At 55.2% G+C, this 20325-nt stretch carries 17 protein-coding genes; all 17 read right to left on the reverse strand.

Annotated features, from left to right (window positions below):
• Window positions 1–2952 carry a translation initiation factor IF-2 gene (infB, locus tag O9H32_RS11035; RefSeq protein ID WP_269866141.1) on the reverse strand — a complete coding sequence of 984 codons (2952 nt, stop codon included), beginning with the start codon at window positions 2950–2952 and terminating at the stop codon, window positions 1–3.
• Between the two features lie 25 nt (window positions 2953–2977).
• A complete protein-coding gene (locus O9H32_RS11040; protein WP_269866142.1) occupies window positions 2978–3274 on the reverse strand; it encodes a YlxQ family RNA-binding protein in 297 nt (98 codons plus the stop codon).
• Complete coding sequence (gene rnpM, locus O9H32_RS11045) at window positions 3264–3581, reverse strand: RNase P modulator RnpM (RefSeq protein ID WP_269866144.1); 318 nt, start codon at window positions 3579–3581, stop codon at window positions 3264–3266. Before rnpM ends, O9H32_RS11040 begins: the two co-directional genes overlap by 11 nt.
• A 41-nt stretch (window positions 3582–3622) precedes the next feature.
• On the reverse strand, window positions 3623–4720 hold the full coding sequence (gene nusA / locus O9H32_RS11050; protein WP_269866145.1) for a transcription termination factor NusA: 1098 nt from the start codon (window positions 4718–4720) through the stop codon (window positions 3623–3625).
• Window positions 4721–4779: 59 nt separating this feature from the next.
• Entirely contained in the window at window positions 4780–5238 is a 459-nt protein-coding gene (rimP, locus tag O9H32_RS11055) for a ribosome maturation factor RimP (RefSeq protein ID WP_269866147.1), read from the reverse strand.
• A 175-nt stretch (window positions 5239–5413) separates the two neighbouring features.
• Window positions 5414–9724, reverse strand: a complete 4311-nt coding sequence (locus O9H32_RS11060; RefSeq protein WP_269866149.1) for a PolC-type DNA polymerase III — start codon at window positions 9722–9724, stop codon at window positions 5414–5416.
• Window positions 9725–10126: 402 nt separating this feature from the next.
• Window positions 10127–11581, reverse strand: a complete 1455-nt coding sequence (gene proS / locus O9H32_RS11065) for a proline--tRNA ligase (RefSeq protein ID WP_269866151.1) — start codon at window positions 11579–11581, stop codon at window positions 10127–10129.
• Window positions 11582–11612: 31 nt separating this feature from the next.
• On the reverse strand, window positions 11613–12875 hold the full coding sequence (gene rseP, locus O9H32_RS11070; RefSeq protein WP_269866152.1) for an RIP metalloprotease RseP: 1263 nt from the start codon (window positions 12873–12875) through the stop codon (window positions 11613–11615).
• A gap of 263 nt (window positions 12876–13138) precedes the next feature.
• A complete protein-coding gene (locus O9H32_RS11075; protein ID WP_269866153.1) occupies window positions 13139–14284 on the reverse strand; it encodes a 1-deoxy-D-xylulose-5-phosphate reductoisomerase in 1146 nt (381 codons plus the stop codon).
• A 47-nt stretch (window positions 14285–14331) separates the two neighbouring features.
• A complete protein-coding gene (locus O9H32_RS11080) occupies window positions 14332–15120 on the reverse strand; it encodes a phosphatidate cytidylyltransferase (protein ID WP_269866155.1) in 789 nt (262 codons plus the stop codon).
• A 64-nt stretch (window positions 15121–15184) separates the two neighbouring features.
• Entirely contained in the window at window positions 15185–15952 is a 768-nt protein-coding gene (locus tag O9H32_RS11085; RefSeq protein ID WP_269866156.1) for an isoprenyl transferase, read from the reverse strand.
• A 60-nt stretch (window positions 15953–16012) separates the two neighbouring features.
• The gene (frr, locus tag O9H32_RS11090) at window positions 16013–16567 is read right to left on the reverse strand and encodes a ribosome recycling factor (RefSeq protein WP_269866157.1); all 555 of its coding nucleotides are present in this window, start codon (window positions 16565–16567) and stop codon (window positions 16013–16015) included.
• Window positions 16568–16570: 3 nt separating this feature from the next.
• Window positions 16571–17293, reverse strand: coding sequence for a UMP kinase (pyrH, locus tag O9H32_RS11095; protein ID WP_269866158.1), 723 nt, complete (start codon window positions 17291–17293; stop codon window positions 16571–16573).
• 113 nt (window positions 17294–17406) lie between these two features.
• Window positions 17407–18057 carry a translation elongation factor Ts gene (tsf, locus tag O9H32_RS11100; RefSeq protein ID WP_269866159.1) on the reverse strand — a complete coding sequence of 217 codons (651 nt, stop codon included), beginning with the start codon at window positions 18055–18057 and terminating at the stop codon, window positions 17407–17409.
• 94 nt (window positions 18058–18151) lie between these two features.
• Window positions 18152–18850, reverse strand: coding sequence for a 30S ribosomal protein S2 (gene rpsB, locus O9H32_RS11105; RefSeq protein ID WP_013919462.1), 699 nt, complete (start codon window positions 18848–18850; stop codon window positions 18152–18154).
• A 319-nt stretch (window positions 18851–19169) separates the two neighbouring features.
• On the reverse strand, window positions 19170–19676 hold the full coding sequence (locus O9H32_RS11110; protein ID WP_269866160.1) for a hypothetical protein: 507 nt from the start codon (window positions 19674–19676) through the stop codon (window positions 19170–19172).
• Window positions 19669–20292 (reverse strand): hypothetical protein, encoded by a 624-nt coding sequence (locus tag O9H32_RS11115; RefSeq protein WP_269866161.1) that lies wholly within the window; start codon window positions 20290–20292, stop codon window positions 19669–19671. Before O9H32_RS11115 ends, O9H32_RS11110 begins: the two co-directional genes overlap by 8 nt.
• Window positions 20293–20325 lie beyond the last annotated feature (33 nt).

Genomic DNA, 20325 nt, shown 5'->3' on the forward strand with positions numbered 1-20325 from the left:
TCACCTCTCTACTTTTTCCATAACGTAAGCTTCGATGGTATCCCCTTCTCTGATATCGTTGTACTTCTCGAGGGAGATACCGCACTCGTACCCTTGCGCTACATCTTTAGCATCGTCTTTGAAGCGTTTGAGGTTATCGATCTTGCCTTCGTACACGACGATTCCGCCGCGGACGAGACGAGCCTGTGCGTTCCGGCTGATTTTACCCGAAGTAACCATGCAGCCTGCAATCGTACCGACTTTAGATACTTTGAAGACGTTCCGCACTTCGGCCGCACCGATAGCGACTTCCTTGAATGTCGGATCCAGAAGACCCTTCATCGCGGACTCGATCTCTTCCATCACCTTGTAGATGATGGTATGCAGACGGATGTCTACCTTCTCCTGATCCGCCGTATTCATCGCTTGCGGTTCTGGACGAACGTTAAAGCCGATGACGATCGCGTTCGAAGCGGATGCCAGAATAACGTCGGATTCGGTGATGGCACCTACGCCGCTGAGCAGGATCTTGACGCGTGCGCCTTCCACATCGATTTTCTCGAGGGAACCCTTCAGCGCTTCGGCCGAACCTTGAACATCGGATTTGATGATGACGTTCAGATCCTTAATCTCGCCTTCCTTGATCTGCTTGTAAAGATCGTCAAGGGTTACGCGGGAATTGGCCGTAATCTCGGACTGGCGAAGCGTGATGGAGCGTTTGTCCGCGATATCGCGGGCTTTGCGCTCGTCTTCGAAAGCAAGGAACGGATCACCTGCCTGCGGCACTTCCGTCAGACCGGTAATCTCCACCGGCGTGGATGGCCCGGCTTCTTTAAGCTTCTTGCCCTTGTCGTTGACCATCGCGCGGACACGGCCGAAGCATACACCCGCTACGAAGCTATCGCCGACTTTGAGCGTACCGTGCTGGATCAGGACGCGGGCCACAGGGCCTTTGCCTTTGTCGAGCTCGGCTTCGATAACCGTACCTCTGGCGCGTTTGTTAGGGTTCGCCTTGAACTCCTGCACTTCCGCCACCAAAAGAATCATATCGAGCAGATTCTCGAGTCCCAGACGCTGCTTCGCCGAAATGTTGCAGAAGATGGTGTCTCCGCCCCACTCTTCGGGAACCAGTTCGTACTCCGTCAGTTCCTGCTTGATCTTATCCGGATTCGCATCCGGTTTATCGATCTTGTTCACGGCTACGATAATCGGCACCTTCGCCGCCTTCGCGTGAGCGATGGCTTCGATCGTTTGCGGCATAACGCCGTCGTCGGCTGCCACAACGATGATCGTAATGTCCGTAACCTGGGCTCCGCGCGCACGCATGGAAGTGAACGCTTCGTGACCCGGGGTATCAAGGAACGTGATCTTCTTATTATGAGTTTCCACTTGGTACGCACCGATATGCTGGGTAATGCCGCCAGCTTCTCCTTCGGTGACGTTCGTGCTGCGGATGGCATCGAGCAGGGTGGTTTTACCATGGTCAACGTGCCCCATGATGGTAACAACCGGTGGACGTTCGATCAGATCGGCTTCTTCGTCGTTCTCTTCGAACTGCTCGAACTTATCTTCCTCCACCGGAATTTTGAGTTCAACCTCGACACCATAATCGGCTGCCAGAAGCTGAATCGCATCGAGATCGAGTTCCTGGTTGATGGTCGCCATCGTGCCGAGGAACAGCAGCTTCTTAATTACTTCGGAAGCATCCTTATGGAGCGCTTTAGCCAGCTCGCCGACCGTCATCGTGCCGCGCACGATAATCTTCTTCGGCGTGTTGTCGATCTTCGGCTTCGGTGGCTCTTGATTCCGTCCGCCCTTACCGCGATTATTGCGCCCTGCGCCTCTGCCAGTACCCGGTTTGTTATCATCAAACCGTTTGCCGGCCGGGCGGCTTCTCTTGATCTTTTCTTCGCCGTCCTTATCAATGACCGCTGCCACAGGTTTGCCCCCGGACGCTGCCGTACGATTGCGCTGGTCGAAGTTGCCGCGGCGCGAGTCCGGACGCTGTCCTGTTGCAGGAGCAGCTCCGCCGCTCGGCCGAGCTGCCCCGCCGCTGCCGCCCTGGCCGCCACGGTATCCGCCGCCGCCTTGACCGCCGCCGCTGCCGCCTTGGCCGCCACGGTATCCGCCGCCGCCTTGACCGCCGCTGCTGCCGCCCTGGCCGCCACGGTATCCGCCGCCGCCTTGACCGCCGCTGCTGCCGCCCTGGCCGCCACGGTATCCGCCGCCGCCTTGACCGCCGCTGCTGCCGCCTTGGCCGCCACGGTATCCGCCGCCGCCTTGACCGCCGCTGCTGCCGCCTTGGCCGCCGCGGTATCCGCCGCCGCCTTGACCGCCGCTGCTGCCGCCTTGGCCGCCACGGTATCCGCCGCCGCCTTGACCGCCGCTGCTGCCGCCTTGGCCGCCACGGTATCCGCCGCCGCCTTGACCGCCGCTGCTGCCGCCCTGGCCGCCGCGGTATCCGCCGCCGCCTTGACCGCCACCGCTGCCGCCCTGGCCGCCACGGTATCCGCCGCCGCCTTGACCGCCGCTGCTGCCGCCTTGGCCGCCACGGTATCCGCCGCCGCCTTGACCGCCGCCGCTGCTACCTTGGCTGCCGCTGCGCTCAGCAGACGGAGCATCGCTAGATCCTTGCGATGCCTGGCTTGCCGGCGCACTGTCGCCGCTGCTCCGCGTAGGCGAAGAAGCCTGCGCCGATGGCTGGCGCTGTTCCGGTTTAGGGGTTACTGCTACTGTTTTATTCGTAGCGGGTACTGCATTGTTCTCTGTTCTTTTAGCTGCTGCATTGGCCTTTACGTCTTTGAAAAACTTCTCTACACTATCCACCGCATCATTCTCCATTACACTCATATGATTGTTGACCGGACGACCCAGTCTTTTTAAGATGGTAATAATCTCTTTGCTGCTCATGTTCAGAGACTTTGCGTACTCGTACACGCGCAGCTTGTCTTTATTATTGTCTTGTTTCGTCAATACAGTCCACCTCCGAAACGTTTTCCTACTGTTTCAACAACATGCGCGCAAATCCCGCATCGGTAACGGCTAGGACAACCCTTGCCTCTTTGCCAATGCTTGCTCCAAGCTGCTCCCTAAGTCCATACTGATGAAGAGGTACTTGATAATAGCTGCATTTATCGTTTACTTTCTTATAGGTCCCCGCAGAGGCGTCTTCGGCGATGATGACCAGCTTCGCTCCTCCGTGCCGGACAGAATCAATGACCATGTCCTCGCCCGTTATCACTTTGCCGGCCCGCATAGCTAGGCCCAAATTGTTAAAAAATTTGTTATTCGTCATGCTTATCATCCACCGCTTCTTTACCGGCAATAAACTCATCTTCCACTTTTATGAAGTCCTGCTCCAGCGCATCATAGATGTCGGGAGAAACAGGAGACTTCAAAGCGCGGTCCAAGGCGCGCGACTTCTTCGCAAGCCTGAAGCAGGATTGTTTCCCGCACAAGTAAGCGCCGCGGCCGGCCTTCTTGCCCGTCAGGTCAATCAGCAGTACGTCATCCGGGGTCTTGACGACCCGGATTAATTCCTTTTTGGGCATGGACTGATTGCAGGCCACACACTTGCGAAGCGGTATTTTTCTGGGTTTCATCCGGCTCTCCCCCTTCCGTACAACAAGCGACAGCCGGCAGGCTAATCGATGCTGATCGAATCCTGGTGCATTTCTTCGGTATACGTGCGTTCGCGGCCATATTCCTGCTCCGCTTGCGTCTCGCTCTTGATATCGATCTTCCAGCCCGTAAGCTTCGCCGCAAGGCGGGCATTCTGGCCTTTGATCCCGATCGCCAGGGAAAGCTGGTAGTCCGGCACGATGACGCGGGCCATCTTCTCGGCTTCGAACACCTGGACTTCCAGCACCTTCGAAGGGCTCAGCGCGTTCGCGACATAGTCCTCCACGCTCTCCATCCAGCGTACGATATCAATCTTCTCGCCCTTGAGCTCGCCCACAATCGTCTGCACCCGCATACCCTTCGGACCGACACAGGAGCCGACCGGATCCACTTCCGGGTTACGGGAGTGCACGGCGATCTTGGAACGAAAGCCGGCTTCGCGGGCTACCGAACGGATCTCGACGACGCCTTGGAAGATCTCCGGCACCTCAAGCTCGAACAGACGCTTGAGCAGCCCCGGATGGGTACGGGACAGGATGATTTGAGGCCCCTTCGTCGTGTTCTCCACCTTGGTGATGTAGGCCTTGACGCGGTCCCCGTGCTTGAACTTGTCGGTCGGCATCAGTTCGCTGAGCGGCATCGCCGCTTCAATCTTACCGAGGTCGATGTACAGGTTCCGCTGATCCTGACGCTGCACGATACCGTTGACGATATCTTCTTCCTTGTCGACATAAGCATTGTAGATCAACCCCCGCTCCGCTTCGCGGATTCGCTGGGTCACGACCTGCTTCGCCGTCTGCGCTGCGATCCGGCCGAAGTCTCTCGGCGTCACTTCAATCTCGACGATATCGCCGAGCTGATAGTTTTGGCTGATCTCCCTGGAAGCAGGCAGCGAAATCTCAAGCCGCGGATCGAGCACGTCCTCCACAACGGCTTTGCGGGCATATACCTTTATTAACCCGGTATGGCGATTAATATCAACCCGCACATTCTGAGCGGTGTTGAAATTCCGTTTATAACTCGAAATCAACGCCGCTTCAATGGCATCGATCAAAATTTCCTTGGCGATGCCTTTCTCTCTCTCGATTTCATTCAATGCTTCAATAAAATCCATGTTCATGTGAATGGAGTTCCCCCTCTCATAAAATACGAACCGTTCGCACTTGCACCGAACGGATCCTAAAATAAGATGGCCAAGCGGGCGCTGGCCACTTTGGCAAACGGAATGCTGTGTACCTTCTTCCCGATGGAGACGACAACCGTCTCTTCGTCAAAGGACACCAGCGTCCCCTCGAATTCCTTCAGCCCGTTTACCGGCTCGTATGTAGTAACAAACACATGCTCGCCCACGGCCTTATGGTAATCTTGGGTTTTCTTCAAGGGGCGTTCCGCGCCGGGGGACGAAATCTCCAGGAAGTAAGCGTCCGGAATCGGATCTTTCTCATCCAGCTTGGCGCTGAGGTATTCGGTGACCCGGGTGCAGTCATCGATATCGATGCCGCCTTCCTTGTCGAGGTACACCCTCAGAAACCAGTTGCCGCCTTCTTTTACATACTCGATGTCGACCAGCTCAAATCCGTTGTCGTCCACAAAGGGCCGGACAAGTTCTTCCACGATGGATTTGATTTGTGTGCTCAAGGCTACTATTCCTCCTAACATGCCCGGTGAAAGCCCCAAAAACCGGTGCTTCACTCGCTTAGAGCCTTATACAAAATGTAAAGAGTGGGTTTCCCCACTCTTTGGTCACGAGATATTACATTGCTACCATAGAAGATTATACCATAGCCCTAGCTGTAGTGCAACAACGCCCCCTCTAGAACAGGGACAGCTGGTTTGATTCCGGCAGGCCGCGGAAGCAATTCATGCCTGCAAGCAGTTCGACGATCGTTTTGGAAGCCTTGCTTCGCTTCTGGAAATCTTCGACCGACAGGAACGGCCCCTCGTCCTTCGCTGCAGCGATATTCTTCGCGGCGTTCTCCCCAATCCCGGCCAATGCCGCGAACGGAGGAATGAGCGAATCCCCTTCGATCAGGAACTTGGTCGCATCGGATTTGTACAGATCGATACCCTTGATGGAGAATCCGCGGGCTGTCATCTCAAGGGCCATCTCGAGAAGCGAGATCATATTTTTTTCCTTCGGCAGCGCCTGGAACCCTTTCTCCTCGATCTCGATCAGACGGCGCAGGATCGCGTCATACCCTTGGCACAGCGTCTCGAGTTCAAAGTCCGATGCACGGACGGAGAAGTAAGTGGCGTAGAACGCGATCGGGTGATACAGCTTGAAGTAGGCAGTACGCACGGCGGAGATAACATAGGCAGACGCATGCGCCTTCGGGAACATGTACTCGATCTTCTCGCACGAATCGATATACCACGCCGGCACCTTGCACCGCTTCATTTCTTCCTTCCACTCCGGCGTCAACCCTTTCCCCTTCCGCACGCTCTCCGTAATCTTGAACGCCAGACTGGCATCCATCCCCGCCTTGTAGATCAGGTACAGCATGATATCGTCACGGCACCCGATCACGGTCTTGATGTTGCAGATGCCCTTCTTGATGAGCTCCTGCGCATTACCGAGCCATACGCCGGTTCCGTGGGACAGCCCCGAGATCTGCAGCAAATCCGCAAAGCTCGACGGCCTCGCCTCTTCGAGCATCTGGCGAACGAACTTCGTGCCCATCTCCGGAACGCCGTAGGTCGCAACCGGTGTACGGATCTGGTCGGGGCGGACGCCAAGCGCGTCGACCGAGTTGAACATGCTCATGACCTTCGGATCATTCATCGGGATCGTCGTTGGGTCCACCCCGGTGAGATCCTGCAGCATCCGCATCATCGTCGGATCATCGTGCCCCAGAATATCGAGCTTGAGCAGGTTGGCATCGAAGGCGTGATAGTCAAAGTGCGTTGTTTTCCACTCGGAGGTCTTATCGTCCGCCGGGAACTGCACCGGCGTAATATCATCCACATCGATATAGTCCGGTACTACGACTATACCGCCGGGATGCTGTCCGGTACTGCGCTTGACGCCCGTGCACCCGAGCGCCAGCCGGTTGATTTCAGCGCCGCGCCACGATTGCCCCTGGGCCTCTTCATACTTTTTGACCATCCCGTATGCTGTTTTCTCCGCAATGGTACCAATGGTACCCGCACGGAACACATTCTCCGCACCGAAGATCTCTTTGGTGAAATTATGCGCCTGCGGCTGGTATTCCCCCGAGAAGTTCAAGTCGATATCCGGCACCTTGTCGCCCTTGAATCCAAGGAATGTCTCGAACGGGATATCCTGGCCTTCGCCTCTCAGTTTGGCGCCGCACTGCGGGCAATCCTTGTCCGGCAGGTCGAAGCCCGATGGGATCGAGCCGTCAAGAATCCATTCGCTGAATTGGCAGGCCTTGCACGTGTAATGCGGAGGCAGCGGATTAACCTCGGAGATGCCGAGGAAGGTGGCGACGACGGACGAACCGACAGATCCCCGCGAACCGACGAGATACCCGTCCGCATTGGACTTCTTCACAAGCCGCTCCGAGATCAGATAGTTCGCCGAGAAGCCGTACTTGATGATCGGAACCAGTTCTTTCTCCAGCCGGGCCGTGACAACCTCGGGAATCGGTTCCCCGTAGATCTGTCTTGCCGTCTCATAGCACGTGCTCCGGATTTCCTCATCCGCGCCTTCAATGATCGGCGTGAACAATTTGTCCGGGAAGAGCTCCAGCTCCTCGAACCTGTCCGCCAGTTCGGAGGTATTCTTCACCACGACCTCATAGGCCGTTTCTTTGCCGAGATAGTCGAATTCGGCCAGCATTTCCTTGGTCGTACGGAAGTGCACGTCCGGCTTGCGGATATCCTTCAGCGGACTGAAGCCCGTAATCCCGTTAATGGTAATATCCCGGTTGATCTTCTCGCGCGGGTGGAGGTAATGCACGTTGCCCGTGGCGATGACCGGCTTCCCGAGCTTGCGCCCGATGGCGATAATCGTCCGGTTGGCATCCTCGAGCTGGGCCGGGCTGCCGACCAGTCCCTTCTCCACGAGGTGCATATTGACGCAGGTAGGCTGAATTTCGAGCACATCGTAGAATTCCGCCACCGCTTCGGCTTCTTCCACCGATTTGTTGAGCACGGTCTCGAAGAATTCACCCTTCTCGCACCCGGAAGCGATAATGAGGCCTTCGCGCATCTCCATGAGCTTGCTCTTCGGAATGCACGCCACCCGGTGAAAATACTGCGTGTGGGACAAAGAAACGAGCGTATACAGGTTCTTTTTGCCAACCATGTCCTTGGCATAGATGCAGCAGTGGAACGGACGCTGGGTCGTCAAGTTTTTGCCCACCTGGTCGTTCAGCCGGTGCAGTTGATGATACCCGATCTCAGCGGCGTCCTTCAGCAGATGGAACAGCACATAACCGAGCGCGATGGAGTCGTCGATGGCACGGTGATGGTTCTCCAGCGACACCTTGAATTTGTCCGCCAGCGTATTCAGCCGGTGATTCTTCAAGGTCGGCATGAGCAATCTCGCGAGTTCGAGCGTATCGAGCACCGGATTCTTCACTTCCGGGAGGCCCAGACGCCTGCAGTTCGCTTGGATGAACCCGATGTCAAACCGCGCGTTATGGGCCACAAGCACGCTGTCCCCGATAAACTCGATGAACTGAGGCAGCACTTCTTCGATCTCCGGTGCCCCGTGGACCATCTCATCGGTAATATTCGTTAGCTGCTGGATATTATAAGGAATCCGCTCATGGGGATCGACGAAGGTGCTGAAGCGGTCAATCTCTTTGCCTTCCTTCATCCTCACGCCGGCAATCTCAATGATCTTGTTGCTCGTGACCGACAGACCCGTCGTCTCGATATCGAACACGATGTATTCGGCATCCGCAAGTGGAATTTCGGTAGGGTTATGAACCACTTTGACCGAATCGTCCACGACGTTCGCTTCCAGTCCGTAGATCATTTTGATGCCGTTCTTCTTGGCCGCCTTGTTCGCATCCGGATAGCTCTGCACCCCGCTGTGATCCGTTACAGCGATCGCTTTGTGTCCCCATTTGGCCGCCATCTTCACATACTGGTCGATCGGCGTAATGCCATCCATCGTGCTCATGGTCGTATGCAGGTGAAATTCGACCCGCTTCTCCGCCGCGTCGTCCTTGCGGTCAGGCGGAGCGGAGATTTCGTTCACATCCGACGGGATCATGACCAGCTCCGGAATCTGCATGAACCGGTCATACTCGACTTTGCCCCGCAGCTTCAGCCAGGTCCCGTTCTGGATCAGGCTGTAGATTCGGACATCCTCCTTCGTCTTGGCGAAGGCTTTGACCATGATGGAATCGGAGAAATCCGTTATATTGAACGTGAACAGGGTGCTGCCGTTTCTCAGCTCTTTGACCTCGATGCCGAAGACGGAGCCCTGCACCGTAATTTTCTTTTCTTCGTCTCTGACGACCTGCAGCGATACGGCCGGTTCTTTGATATCATAGCCGACCATCAGCTTGACTTCGCCTTCCGGCTCATCGTCCTGCGACTCCTCTGCTTCCACGGCTGTCATGAGGATGGAGGTTACTTCCTTCTGTTCCTCGATGATCTGCTGCGCGAACTTCTCGAACACTTCGCCGCGCGCCTGGTCCACCGTATATTTCACATGAAGCTCGACACCAAAAAAAATGGAAAAATAAGATTGGATGAGTCCGCCGATATTTTTCTTCTTTGCCAGTTCCATGCCGATCGTATCGAGCAAATGAAGCGTTAGTGTACTGCCCTGCACATCGATTTTGGCCTTTGTCATCCAGCCGTTAATGGAAGGATGCTCCCGTTGAACCCATTCGATGAACATGCTCCAATATTCATGGGCGACACGCTCTAGCGAGACGTCCGGCGTATACCTCAGAGCGAACTTGATGTTCGCAATATGAGAGAACTTGTCGCGGATCGTCTTGCAAAAGGAACGGTATACATCCTGCGGAATTACGCTGGTTTTGACGATATAAAACATCCATTCCCGGTTCTTGCGGCTCGTCTCCACCTTCTCGATATAGCCGTCGCTAAAAAACGACTGGACGACATCGTTCGACACCCCGGCCTGGTGCATCAGCATCTCGAACCGGTCCCGCTTCTGCGCCGTACTGCTGGTCATGCTGCCCCTCCCTCATAAAAAAACAATAAAGGGCATAAGGATGAGAGATCCCCTGCCCTTATATAAAAAGGTTTAGTCGTTTTGAGATTTGAAGGCGTGGAGGCAGAGTGGGGCCTATGGGCTCCACCGCTGTTGAAATCAAGCTGCATTATTATGAAAAGATAAAAGGCAGCAGCTTGACTTCAAAGGAGGGCGTAAACTTTCCGCATCCCTGCTTGTCCTGGGTCAGCCAGCGAATGGTACGACTGCCCGCCAAACCTTCAAAAACAAAACTTCTAAATTACACTGCGTGGTGTAGTTGTAAAGGAACAAAACAAACATCTGCAAAGCTGCTCGCCTCGGCAGGAGGCCGAAGACGAGCAGCTGCCGGTACCTTGCGCGGCTCAACGAGCCAGGCGGCGATTAATAAGCACGGCCGAAGACGACGGTGTGCTTGGAAGGCTCGCCGCACACGAGGCACTTCGGTTTCTCCGGAGCGTCGAACGGTATGTTGCGGCTCGTCGCGCCGGTTTCTTCCTTAACCTGTGCTTCGCAGGCCGCGGAACCGCACCAGCCCGACAAGGCAAAGCCGCGCTTCCCCTCAAGGAAAGTCTTCAGTTCGTCCACCGTATCCGCTTCCGTCATGTTCTCGTCGCGGAACCGCTTGGCTCGATCATACATTTCCTGATGGGTTTCCGTCAACAGCTTTTGGACCTCTTCCACGAATTGGTCTTGGAGCACTATCCGCTTCTCACCTGTGATGCGGGAGACGAGTACGACTTGTCCGTTCTCCATGTCACGCGGACCGAGCTCGACACGGATCGGAACGCCGCGCATCTCATACTCGTTGAACTTCCAGCCCGGGCTTTGATCCGGATTGTCGTCCACTTTGACGCGGACGCCGGCAGCCTTGAGCTGGCTGTACAGCTCATCCACACGCCCTACGACCGCTTCGCGGGTCTTCGGCGGTCCGATCGGAATCATGACGACCTGCGTAGGAGCGATCTTCGGAGGAAGCGCCAGTCCGCGGTCGTCGCCGTGCACCATAATCAGGGCGCCGATCAGCCGCGTGCTTACGCCCCACGAAGTCGTATGGCAGAACTGGTGGGTGTTCTCACGGTCCAGATACTTGATATCAAAAGCGACGGCGAAGTTCGTGCCGAGGTAATGCGACGTACCGGCCTGTACGGCCTTCCCGTCCTTCATCATTGCTTCGATGGAGAAGGTGTCCACCGCTCCGGCGAACTTCTCCGAAGGCGTCTTCTGGCCCATGATCACCGGTATCGCCAGATAGTTCTCCGCGAAATCCCGGTAAATGTCCAGCATCTGCATCGTTTCCTTGCGTGCATCCGCTTCGTCCTCGTGGGCTGTATGGCCTTCCTGCCACAAGAATTCGCTGGTCCGCAGGAACGGCTGTGTCCGCTTCTCCCAGCGGACGACGTTCGCCCACTGGTTGATCAGGACAGGCAGATCGCGATACGAGTTGATCCACTCGGAATACATGTGACCGATCATCGTTTCGGAGGTCGGGCGGATTGCCAGACGCTCTTCCAGCTTCTCGCCGCCGGCTTCCGTCACCCAAGGAAGCTCGGGATTGAAGCCCTCGACATGCTCCTTTTCCTTCTGGAAAAAGCTCTCGGGAATGAACATTGGGAAGTACGCATTGCGGTGGCCCGTTTCCTTAAAGCGGCGGTCAAGCTCCTTCTGGATATTCTCCCAGATTTCGTATCCGTCAGGCTTGAAGACGATACAACCGCGGACCGGCGAGTAGCTCATGAGGTCCGCTTTCTTGATCACATCAATATACCAGCGAGAGAAATCCTCGCCCTGCGGCGTGATTTCCTTCACGAATTGTTTGTCCTGCTTATCCTTAGCCATACCTTTCGTTTCCCCCTACAACAGCCAGTTCTTATCCTTGAATCAGCCGCAAAATGTCATTGTACGTTACGGCAATCATCAGCAGCATCAGCATGGCGAAGCCTACAAAATGCACCATGCTCTCCCGGCTCGGATCAATCGGCTTGCCGCGCAGCGCTTCCAGACCGAGGAATACCAGTCTGCTTCCGTCAAGCGCCGGAATGGGCAGTAGATTGAAGAGGCCGAGATAGAGGCTCATGATGGCCGTCCACGAGATATACTGAGGAATACCCGCGCTGGCCTGCTCGCTGGTGAATTCGACGATACGGACGGGACCGCCCAAATCATCCATCTTCACCTGCAGTGTAGCCAGCTTGCCGAACCCGTCCAGAATCAGCGTGGAGGCGGAGATCAAGTTTTTGCCGCCCTCCACGATCCCTTCCCCGAACCGGGTAGGACGAGTCTCCAGCGTATTCGTTACTCCCACGCGCAGCACGCCGTCTTTATCCATGACCGGTGTAACCTGCTTATGGATCTGCGTGCCTCCGCGCTCGATCACCCAGTCCATCGGTTTGTTGGCGGAATTCTGGACGAGTTCCCGGATGCGCTCGCGGTTGGACCCGAGCGACTCCCCGTTAACCGAGATCACCACATCCCCGGACATCAGTCCCGCCTTCTCGGCAGCCGAGCCGGCTACAGCGTCCTGAATCATTACGCGTCCGGTCGGCACGCCGATCATAAATACGACGGCAACGAAGAGAAGGAACGCCAGGATGAAGTTCATCAGCGGTCCCGCAAAAATGGACAGCGCACGCTGGCCGACGGTTTTGCTGCCGAACTGACGATCCCAGGGGGCAATCTGCGTTTCGGTCTCTTTATTGACAAGCAGGGCCTGCGGATGGATGCTGTACTGCTCCAACGCCCCATCCACGTCAAGCCGCAGTTCGAGTTTCCGCTCCAAATCGATCTCTTCGACCAGTCCTTCGACGGCACCGGAACGATTCTCAAAATCGGTGACATAAATGTGAGACACCTGGCTGCCGTTCAACTTGACTGCGATCCGCTGGCCCGGAGTAATCTGCACGAGTTCCGGATCTTCACCGGCCATGCGGACGAACCCGCCAATAGGCAGCAGCCGGAGCGTATACCGCGTTTCTTTCCTTTTGAAGGAGAACAACTTGGGTCCGAATCCGATGGCGAACTCCCTGACGAGAATCCCTGCCCGCTGGGCGAAGTAAAAATGTCCCCACTCGTGAATCGTCACGAGAACAAAAAACAAGAGCATAATTTGGAAAACGTTCTGCAGCGTAGCCAATGCTTATGCGGCCTCCTTAAACACCTATGTTCGTAGTGAAAGCTTATGGGCTGTATTATCATAAGATTAACATTATTGCCGAAGGGAATACAAGCTGACTGGCCCTGCAGTACTTGCAGATTGTGATTCCGTCCTGACAACTTACTTGCCCAAAGCGATACAGGAAGGACCAGGGGGCATTTTCGTCCCGGTCCATTGCATGTCTACATACGAACTTATATGTTGCGTGCCGCCAAAAGATGTCTCGCCCGCCTTGCTGCGCCTTATCCTCTCACAGCCGCGGCTGCCCCTCTCGCCCACAGGTCGATCTCGGTAATCGTGTCGAGATCCGGAGACGCGATCGTGCTGTGCTTCTCCATGACGCCTTCGATGATCCGCTCGATATCCAGAAAGGCCACCTCGCCCTTCAGGAACCGCTCGACCGCCACCTCATTGGCCGCATTGAACACGGTTGGCATCGAGCCGCCTGCCCGTCCGCTCTCATAAGCCATCCGCAGGCAGGGAAACCGTTCGAAATCCATCTCGCGGAAATGCAGCTTTCCGATGTCCGCCAGCCGCAGTCTCTCCGATGGGGTCTTCATCCGGCGAGGATAAGTCAACGCATACTGGATCGGCACCCGCATATCGGGCATCCCAAGCTGAGCGATAACGCTGTAATCCTCAAACTCGACGAAGGAGTGGATGATGCTCTCGGGATGGATCATCACCTCAATCTGATCATAGGAAAGCCCAAACAGCCAGTGGGCTTCCATCACTTCCAGTCCTTTGTTGACCATGGTCGCCGAATCGATCGTTACCTTTGCTCCCATCGACCAATTCGGATGGTTAAGCGCATCCTCGACCGTTACGCCCTGCAGCTGGTCCCGGGTGCGGTCCCGAAAGGAGCCTCCGGAAGCAGTCAGCGTGATTTTATGTATATCGCCCAGCGATTCCCCGTTCAAACACTGAAAAATCGCGGAATGCTCGCTGTCGATCGGCAGAAGACTGACACCCTTGCGGCGAGCGGCCTCCGTTACGAGATGCCCTCCGCTCACCAGCGTCTCCTTGTTGGCGAGACCAATGTGCTTGCCTGCCTGTACGGCCGCAAGCGTCGGACGCAGTCCCTGGCTGCCTACAACGGCCGTGACGACCAGCTCCGCATCCGTGCCGGCCGCGATCTCCGTTAAGCCTTCTTGACCGAACAGCACCGGAATGCCGGCAGGGATCTGGTCCGCCACTTCCCGTGCCAGCTCTTTCGTAGCCACCGACACTTTACTTGGGTTAAACTGCCTTATCTGCTCCAGGAGCAGCGGAACATTGTAACCCCCCGCGAGGCCTTCCACGGAGTACAAATCCGGATAATGGGATACTACGTCGAGTGTTTGGGTTCCGATGGAACCGGTGGAGCCCAGAATACTGATTTTCTTCAAAAGGGATTCACCTCTGTATGCTTAGAACTTGCGGATTCCCTTGCGGGCTACATGTGCGGTATGAGATACAGGAGCTGAAGAAACGGGAACACGATCAACCACGAATCCGTACGGTCCAGCACGCCTCCGTGCCCCGGCAGCAGGTTGCCCGAATCCTTAATCCCTTTGACGCGCTTATATGCGGATTGAATCAGATCACCCAGCTGTCCCACGACCGCAATCACAAGTCCGATCCAAGCCGCTTGGGGGAAGGTGAGGATATCGGGCCGCAGCCATGCGAAGATGAGGGCCACGATAATCGAGACGACTACGCCGCCCAGTGCGCCTTCGATGGACTTCTTGGGAGAGATGGTGGGCCACAGAGGGGTTTTTCCAATTTGGGATCCGATAAAGTAAGCGCCGGAATCCGTCGACCAAATGCAAAGAAATACGAGGAGCGTCCAAAACAACCCTTCCTCCGGGCCGTTGCGGGTCTCCACCATATAATGAAAGCCGACTCCGACATATACCATACCGATAAAGGCCATGGCCACATGGTCGATCGTGATTTTGTTCTTGGAGACCACGGTAGCCGCCATAAAGACGAACATCGATACCCATATGAGCTGGGTCAACGTGATCCCTGTACTTCCCCAGGGAATGATCAGGGCGAATACGCCCACATATCCGATAACAGGAAGGGCTCTGCCTTCTTTCAGTCCGTTCATACGCAAAAATTCATCATACCCGATCAGGGCGAGAATCAGGATTAGTCCCGTATACCAGGAGCCGCCCAGATACAAGAGGAGCAAAAACCCGAGACCCGCTGCAATTCCAGTAACAATCCGCTGCTTCAAGGACCATTCCTCCAATGTCTTTGCAACCGGCGGCCCGGCAGCTTACGCGCCTCGGAACCGCCGGTTACAAGCCGCCGTATCTTCTTGCGCGGCGCTGATATTCCTGTACCGCTTCAAAGAAATGCTCTTCCGTGAACTCGGGCCAACACAAATCCGTGAACACGAGCTCGGAATAAGCAAGCTGCCACAGCATAAAGTTGCTTATTCGCAGTTCCCCGCTGGTACGGATAAGCAGGTCCGGATCCGGCAGCGGATCGGTTAAGAGATACTTCGAGAATCGGGCCTCATCGATTTCTTCAGGCTTCAGCTTCCCCTCTGCCGCATCTTGTGCGATCTGCTGGATGCCGCGGAGCATTTCTTTACGGCTGCCGTAATTCAAAGCAAAATTTAAGATAAGGCCAGTATTATTTGCAGTCCGGTCAATGGCATCTTGTACCGCTTTGAGCGTATACTCGGGTAGCCCCTCCTGCCATCCGGTCATCCGGATCCGGACGTTATTGGCGACCAGCTCATCGATTTCTTTGGGAAAGAACTCCAGAGGCAGCTTCATGAGGTAATCGACTTCCTCTTTGGGCCGCTTCCAGTTTTCTGTGGAGAAGGCGTACAAGGTAAGCACGTTCACGCCGATGCTGTTTGCCGCCATCGTAATCTTCTTCACGTTCTTCATTCCGGAATGGTGGCCTGCCACACGAGGCAGTCCGCGCTTTTGGGCCCACCGTCCGTTACCGTCCATGATGACGGCCACATGGTTTGGAATATTGTCTGCAGCCAGCCCTCGGGCGGAATCCTCACCCTCCGTATTGCTTCCAAACCATTTCTTGAATGGTATCATTCCTATGTTCCCCCATCAGGAAAGACTAAAGCCCCCTAAAAAATAGGGGGTCTTCACCAATTACACTTCCATAATTTCCTTTTCTTTTGCAACCAACACTTTGTCCACTTCAGCAATATGCTTGTCGGTCATCTTCTGAATATCTTCCTGATGTCCGCGGGACTCATCTTCCGAGATGCCGTTCTTCTCGAGCTTCTTGATGTCGTCGTTGGCATCACGGCGAATGTTGCGGATAGCGACTTTGGCTTCTTCTCCAGCTTTACGGGTCATCTTCACGAGATCCGCGCGGCGCTCTTCCGTCAAGGCAGGAATCACGATACGGATCGAACTTCCGTCGTTCGAAGGCGTAAGACCGAGGTCCGATTTCATGATGGCTTTCTCAATAGCCGCTACCGAGCCCTTGTCCCAAGGCTGAATCATCAGCGTGCGGGAATCCGGCGTATTGATATTGGCCAGTTGGTTAACAGGCGTCATCGCACCGTAATATTCCACCTGAATCCGGTCTAGCAGCGCCGGAGTCGCACGTCCCGCCCGAAGGGACGCGAGCTCCTTTTTCAAGCTGCCAATGGCTTTTTCCATACGGTCTTCGGCGTTCTTCTTGATCGATTGGGGCATTGCTTATACACTCCTTACAATCGTACCGATCTTCTCGCCCTGCACCACACGCTTAATATTGCCGCTTTCGGTGATGGAGAATACGATCAGCGGGATATTGTTGTCCATGCACAAAGAGGATGCGGTTGAATCCATGACACCGAGGTTCTTGTTGAGTACTTCGAGGTATGTGAGTGTTTCGTACTTGATGGCGGAGCTGTCTTTGAATGGATCGGCACTGTAGACGCCGTCCACTTTGTTTTTCGCCATCAGGATGACTTCCGCTTCGATCTCTGCAGCACGCAGCGCGGCGGTGGTGTCGGTCGAGAAGAACGGATTACCCGTGCCCGCAGCGAAGATCACCACACGGCCTTTCTCCAAGTGACGGATCGCCCGTCTGCGTATGTATGGCTCTGCCACTTGCTGCATCGTAATCGACGACTGCACCCGGGTCGGCACGCCAATGGTTTCAAGGGCATCCTGCAAAGCCAGCGAGTTCATTACGGTAGCCAGCATCCCCATATAATCCGCGGTTGCGCGGTCGATCCCCTTCGAGCTTCCGGCAATACCGCGCCAGATGTTGCCGCCGCCGACCACAATGGCGACCTCCACCTTCAGGTCTACTACTTCTTTCACCTGATGCGCGATGGAAGTGATGACTTCCGAATCAATACCGTACCCCAGCTGTCCAGCGAGCGCTTCACCGCTTAATTTCAATACTACTCTTTTATAAGTGGGATGTTCCAAGCTCCATACCTCCGTTTCGGTCTCCTACCCGCATCTTTACCATGCGTTCTATCTATAGTTAGAAAAGAAGGAACACAAAGTAGTGTTCCATCTTGGCTAGCTTCTATGACGTCTTACAGCTTCACTTGGGACATAACTTCTTCAGCGAAGTTCTCTTGCTTCTTCTCGAGGCCTTCACCGAGTTCGAAGCGGGCAAAACGGCGAATCGAAATGTTCTCGCCGATCGTCGAGATCTTCTCGTTGAGCATTGCAGAGATCGTCTTGTCCGGATCTTTGATGAACGGCTGTTCCATCAGACAGAACTCTTCATAGTACTTGCTCATGCGGCCTTCTACCATCTTGTCGACGATGTGAGCCGGCTTGCCTTCATTCAGAGCTTGTGCTTTCAGGATCTCACGCTCTTTGTCGAGCGCTTCCTGAGGCACTTCTTCACGGCGTACATAGCTCGGGTTCGCTGCAGCGATCTGCATAGCGATGTCACGCACGAAAGCGCGGAACTGGTCTGTCTTTGCCACGAAGTCAGTTTCGCAGTTGACTTCGACGAGAACGCCTACGCGGCCGCCGCCGTGGATGTAGGATTCAACAACGCCTTCTGTAGCAATACGGCCCGCTTTGTTTGCCGCTGCCGCAAGACCCTTCTCGCGAAGGATTTCGGAAGCTTTCGTAAGATCGCCGCCCGCTTCTTCCAGTGCTTTCTTGCAATCGAGCATGCCTGCTCCTGTTTTTTCGCGCAATTCTTTAACTGCTGCCGCATTTACCGCCATGATGTGGCCTCCCTCAAAAATTTATGTACTCCCAAAAAAAGGGCGGTGAAAGGATTTTGCACCTTTAAACCACCCTTTTCTTATTCATAACATGTTAAGCTGTCGTTTGCTCGCCTTGGTGCGCTTCGATTACCGCGTCTGCAATTTTAGCTGTGAGCAGCTTCACTGCACGGATCGCGTCATCGTTACCCGGAATCACGTAGTCGATTTCGTCCGGATCGCAGTTTGTATCAACGATACCTACGATTGGGATACCCAGTTTACGAGCTTCCGCAACAGCGATACGCTCTTTACGCGGGTCGATTACGAACAGCGCGCTAGGCAGGCCTTTCATATGAGAGATACCGCCCAGGAACTTCTCGAGGCGATCTTTCTCTTTGCGAAGAATGATAACTTCTTTCTTCGGCAGAACTTCAAATGTGCCGTCCTGCTCCCATTTCTCGAGCGTGTGGAGACGGTCGATCCGCTTTTGGATCGTTTGGAAGTTGGTCAGCGTGCCGCCGAGCCAACGTTGGTTGATGTAGAACATGCCGCAACGCTCAGCTTCTTCCTTAACGGAATCTTGAGCTTGCTTTTTCGTACCTACGAACAGGATTGTCCCGTTCTCGCCGGCTACGGATTTGACGAAGTTATAAGCTTCCTCTACCTTTTTAACCGTTTTTTGCAGGTCGATAATGTAAATCCCGTTTCTTTCAGTGAAGATGTATCTGTCCATTTTCGGGTTCCAACGACGCGTCTGGTGACCGAAGTGTACCCCAGCTTCAAGAAGCTGCTTCATGGAGATAACTGCCATCCTCACACACCTCCTCTAGTTTTGGTTTTGTGTGAATTCCTCCGCTGATCTCATCTTCCAGCGAAACTTCCACCGTGGAAGCACCCTCACTGGAATTAATCAAGCGTGTGGATTTTTAACACCGAGAACTACTATAACACAAGAGCCCATCGTATGCAACTCTTGGAGAAATAGAACAAGACTTAAAGCCATCGCCCCGCCGTCTTAATAAAAACAGCAGCACAATAGAGGAGGCAACAATGCCTAGCGAAGTTAACCTTCTAACACGCAAACTAACACGCAAAAAAAAGAACGGCCTCCCCGGAGGAAGTCCGTTCTTTTACTGGCCGGTAACTATGGCAAGGACCTGCTCCAGCGTCAGGGTCCCTTTAAAGGCATGCACACCGATTTTCACTTTCTCGTTGAGCTGCCGGTTGTTCATCTCTGTCAGGAACGCCGTCTTGTCCGGTATGACGCCGCTGGCCACCAGCATATCCCCGACCTGCGAGACGACGATGCCCGGGGCCACATAGACATAGACTTCTTTCACGGCACCCGCGCCCGCCGCGGGGGCAGGCTGCTGGGCAGCCAGCTTTTGCTGCTCCTCCGCGACCTTTTGCTGGACGATTTGATCCACCTTGGCCTGATCGTACACCGCTTGGTCTTTTTCGTAGACTTGAAAATGCTGTAGTGCCAGTTCCTTGATCTGCGCTTTATCAAGCTGACCGGCCGCCGTCTCCGGCATCGTTGTCTGCGGGTGAGCCACCGTGTTCATCAGCTGGAGCATCAGCGTGCCGGCAATCAGCCCGATCCCGAGCCCGTACAAGAGGGACTTGTTTTTAAGCATGCGTCTTCTCCTCCTGTTTGGCAAGCTGCAGGATCAGATGGATTTCCCCTTTGTTGAGTCCGAGCTTCTTCGCGATGGCATCAGTCGATTTGCCCTGCTCATAGAGACGGAACAATTCTTCGTAGCGCTCCTTAATGTTCTTCGGAGCGGGAAGTGGAGCAGGCTCTTCTACCTCATCCGGCACAAGCGCCTGAAGCTCGAGCGGATCGAGCGCAGCCGCCGGATCCCCGCCGGCCGCATGCAGCTCTGCTCCACGGGGCAGCACCGCCGCAGAAGCGGGTTCTGCCGGGAAGCTTCCCCTCATCTGCTCCTGGGCGAAGGCCAGCCGGCTGACCTCCTGCTGCAGCTGGGCATTCTGCTTCTCCAGCGCCTCGACCCGGGAAGAGAGCCTCACATGGTGCAGCTCGTTCTCCTTCTTCGTCTCCGCGAACATGGCGATCAGCGCCTGATTCTGCTCGTCGAGCTCGGCGGCAAAATGATCCATCGCCTCTTCCATTTCGTTTACGTTCATAATACTGCCTTCTTTGGGAGCCCCGCCCGAGGACTTCGGTATCATGCGGGCGTAGACAAGCAGCACCAAACCGAGAAGCACCATATACATCCATGGTTGATCCATACCCATCACCTCCGACTTCACGCTGGAATGCGC

The sequence above is a fragment of the Paenibacillus caseinilyticus genome (assembly GCF_027533645.1).
In the GTDB taxonomy this organism is placed as follows: domain Bacteria; phylum Bacillota; class Bacilli; order Paenibacillales; family NBRC-103111; genus Paenibacillus_G; species Paenibacillus_G caseinilyticus.